Annotated in this window: 7 protein-coding genes; all 7 read right to left on the reverse strand. The window is 43.7% G+C overall.

Annotated features, from left to right (window positions below; translation table 11 throughout):
- Positions 1–629: N-acetylmuramoyl-L-alanine amidase (locus DSY56_RS11560; RefSeq protein WP_160109933.1), on the reverse strand; the 629-nt coding region annotated here is incomplete at its 3' end.
- Between the two features lie 2 nt (positions 630–631).
- On the reverse strand, positions 632–961 hold the full coding sequence (locus DSY56_RS11565) for a phage holin (RefSeq protein ID WP_112445803.1): 330 nt from the start codon (positions 959–961) through the stop codon (positions 632–634).
- 13 nt (positions 962–974) lie between these two features.
- Positions 975–1,292, reverse strand: a complete 318-nt coding sequence (locus DSY56_RS11570) for a hypothetical protein (protein WP_112445805.1) — start codon at positions 1,290–1,292, stop codon at positions 975–977.
- Positions 1,293–1,300: 8 nt separating this feature from the next.
- Positions 1,301–2,083, reverse strand: a complete 783-nt coding sequence (locus tag DSY56_RS11575; protein WP_112445807.1) for a phage upper tail fiber protein — start codon at positions 2,081–2,083, stop codon at positions 1,301–1,303.
- Between the two features lie 5 nt (positions 2,084–2,088).
- Positions 2,089–2,409, reverse strand: coding sequence for a hypothetical protein (locus DSY56_RS11580; protein WP_112445809.1), 321 nt, complete (start codon positions 2,407–2,409; stop codon positions 2,089–2,091).
- 6 nt (positions 2,410–2,415) lie between these two features.
- Entirely contained in the window at positions 2,416–2,892 is a 477-nt protein-coding gene (locus DSY56_RS11585) for a hypothetical protein (protein WP_112445810.1), read from the reverse strand.
- Positions 2,893–2,909: 17 nt separating this feature from the next.
- Positions 2,910–3,245 (reverse strand): hypothetical protein (locus DSY56_RS11590; RefSeq protein ID WP_112445812.1); only part of this gene is annotated, 336 nt, incomplete at its 5' end.

Raw genomic sequence — 3,245 nt, forward strand, 5'->3', positions numbered from 1 at the left:
TCGAAGTAATACCAGGTTCCGTTGATTTTCTCAAACTTGTCTTTTGGATAAGAGCCGTCTGAGTGTACGTACCAATAGCCTGTATCATTCTTCTGCCAGCCTGCTTCAATTGTCAAGCCGTTTTCAATATCCTGCTTGAACTGTTCACGGCTAATGCCCCATTTGGCAAGATATGGATAAGGGTCAACATGGTCTGAGTTGTTGTTAGGTTGGTTATTGGTACAGTATTCATGCGTTTTGATACCTGCCAAGTCGTCTGTATCAAGTGTTTTCGGCAAACCTGCTTCATCTGCTAGATTGCGTAGCAATTCGATATAAAGGCGATAGTCTGTCATGAACTCTTCTTTAGTTGAATGGCTTTCAATCAATTCAACTGCTGCATAGCTTTCCGCATTCCAACCGCCCCCAACGTCCCACGCTCCGTTATTTACAGGGCCTACCTGCAGGACACGACCATTCCCGACAACGTGAGAGAAGAACCCAAGTTCAGGGTTCTTTCTGTAGTGGTAGTCCGCCTCATTTTGAGCAGTTGAGTTGCGGTTTCCTGTTGAGTGGGCATGGACTTGTCGGTAAGGTTGCACTCCGACTTGTGGCAAGCCTGTACGTAGTCTGCTTGTATCGATATCCATCCTTACTCCCTCCAAGCGTCATTCATCTGCTTCACGGCTGACTCTACAAAGGTATCCAAGCCCTTGTCGGTCATGCTGATGTTATATTTGAGCAGCTCTGCACGGATTTTAGCACGAGCCTGTGCCAATTTTTTATCACCTTTAAAGCCTGTCTCTTGAGCTACCTGCTCCACGGCATTAACTGCGTTCTTGGCTAGGATTTCAGCGATAATAACCGCTTTTTCTCCGCCTTTTCGCAAAAGATAATCTTTTACTGTTTTTACCATGCTGCCTGCGACTACCGCTAAAAAGCCTGTCGCAAAGGCAATGATGATTTCATTAAATTGTGTCATGTGTTTTTCCTTTCTATTCTCCATAAAACTTAACATTAACGGTACCTATATAATCCCTTAAGTTTGTACCAGTTAGATATATGACTCCTCGGTTATACATATCAGCCTTAATTCTTGTTAATTTACCATTATTGAGTTGTACATATCGTATATCAGTAACCTTAATATCATTACCTTTAATATCAATATTGTACCCACCCCAGTACTGCCACATTCTTGTGTTTAACACTTCCAATAATAATGACGGTCCACTCTCCCACACCAACCTATCACCAATATAGCGTTTGACAATCTCTCTACTTCCTAACATGATTCTTACTCTATCTCTCATAGCTTCACCTACTTAAAAATATCGTAAATCGTGTGAGGGTCTTTGGTTGGAAGGGCATCGTACTGTGCTTGTGTTCCTGCCCAATAGTTGAGTGCCTGCGAACCGTTCTGATTGACAATGTTCTGACCAGGCGCCCCCGTTGCTCCTCGTTCACCATCGTTGATATTATCCAAATGAGTAAAAGCAGAGGCTCTCAATCCTCTGTAATTCACTTCAATACGGACTTCGAACCAACCACCAGAGCGCTGAGAAGCGTTCCACTGACCAAATTTACCATTTGCATCAGGCGTTTGATTTCTCAAAACACCCCAGCTATTATTCCCAAAACCTCTGTAGTAGTAATCAAGAGTATAGCCACTCGTGACTGCTTCGCCATCGTAGAATACATCCGCAAACAGATTCAATTGGCTAGTAGAGCCATTCTTATAAGAACCCTCAATACGAACGCTGGCATTTAAACTATGCCCATTATCCCCTTTTAAGCTTTCTCTCTGGCTGGAGGTCAGATTGTCAAATGACGGGCGATTTTCTAAGGCGGAAATCCTAGCCTTGATGGGGATATCATTGTACAACTCCCATTTTTGAGCGTAAGTAGACAAGTCTTGGTGGGAGGTCAAGTAGCCTTTCTCTTCCAGCTCCGCTTTTGTAACGAGGGTTTCTGGATGGACTCTCGGTCTACTCTCAAGGGTGTCCAGTCTTTTCTTAACCTCCCTATCCTTTAGCTCTGAGTCTTCTTTGATAGCCTTGACATCCTCACCGATTGCTCTTGCTAGATTTTCAAGGTTACTCATAGCACTCACGCTTTCGCTGCGTTATAGGTTGCGACCAAATCAACATTGGCAATCTGGTCTACACGTCCGCTGACTTCAGTTACTTTGCCAAGAAGTGCGCTATTTTCATCTTGTCCCATGCTCGTGATTTTTTCCGCGATTTCTTTCAGCGTATCCAAATTCTCAGGGGTACCTTCACCCAAGATTTCAGCCTTAACTTCAGATTTAGCTTGGGCGATTGCCTGATTCATGGCAGACGTGCTGACTTTCGTTTTCAGCTCTTCGTTTACCTTTTTGTTATCTTCCCCCACTGCCTGCGCAAATGCTGTTAATTTTGTAGTATCCATTTTGTGTTACACCTTTCCTAAATTGTAATAAAAGAGTAGGTCTGGCAATTCCTGACCTACTGGGTTCTCGCCTACAGTTCTACCTGCAAGCTGTTTTTTTACTTCTTCTGCGATATCCAGCTCTTTTAAAGCATGGACTTCTTCTGTGACCAATTCCTTATCTGAGGCGACTATCTTGATATGGACAGATTTATCACTGGGAAAAACATAGCCTCCAGCCGTGATTTCCAAGCGATAACTCCCAATCGGCAAGATAGCGTCCAGATGAAAACTCACACCTTGACTGATAACAGCTACCTGCTTCTTCCACTGGTAGCCCTCCTTGGTCAGACTGATCAGCGCCTCCTCCCCTTCCAGAGAGGAGATGACTTGGTAGTCTTCGTCTAAGAGGGCAAAACCAAAGGTGGAAGCCAAGTCCCCTTGCTTAATCAGATGCCCACCGTCAATCTGCAACAAATTGGTCATATTGAGATTACAGACCATTCTGCACCTCTTTCTATCTAATCATCTACTAAGATGTCTTCCTTAATCTCCAATTTTTCAAAATCGTTGAATAAGCGGTCTATGTAGCCATTACCTCCTAAAGCCTTGTAGCTTTTGTGCAGACTTTCCACTAGTGAAAATTCGTCTTTTGAAGTGAACCCTCTACGAATAGCCCGTCGCATATCACGGTCAAGGCGCAACTTCATGGTATTTAGATGCGCCTCGTCGTGCACTTTCAACTTCTCTTGTACTTCATCGATTTTGGAATTGCTATCTTTAGCGGTAGTCTGGACATCTTCAATCTGTTTCTTAACATCGGTTAGTTCCGAGACGATTTTATCTGTTTCTTCTTT

The sequence above is a fragment of the Streptococcus sp. 596553 genome, from assembly GCF_900411395.1.
In the GTDB taxonomy this organism is placed as follows: domain Bacteria; phylum Bacillota; class Bacilli; order Lactobacillales; family Streptococcaceae; genus Streptococcus; species Streptococcus mitis_BA.

What these genes read in the sequence shown, in the direction of transcription:
- DSY56_RS11565 (WP_112445803.1), bottom strand. Translation starts at nt 961, where the DNA reads ATGACACAATTTAATGAAATCATCATTGCCTTTGCGACAGGCTTTTTA.
- DSY56_RS11570 (WP_112445805.1), bottom strand. Translation starts at nt 1,292, where the DNA reads ATGAGAGATAGAGTAAGAATCATGTTAGGAAGTAGAGAGATTGTCAAA.
- DSY56_RS11575 (WP_112445807.1), bottom strand. Translation starts at nt 2,083, where the DNA reads ATGAGTAACCTTGAAAATCTAGCAAGAGCAATCGGTGAGGATGTCAAG.
- DSY56_RS11580 (WP_112445809.1), bottom strand. Translation starts at nt 2,409, where the DNA reads ATGGATACTACAAAATTAACAGCATTTGCGCAGGCAGTGGGGGAAGAT.
- DSY56_RS11585 (WP_112445810.1), bottom strand. Translation starts at nt 2,892, where the DNA reads ATGGTCTGTAATCTCAATATGACCAATTTGTTGCAGATTGACGGTGGG.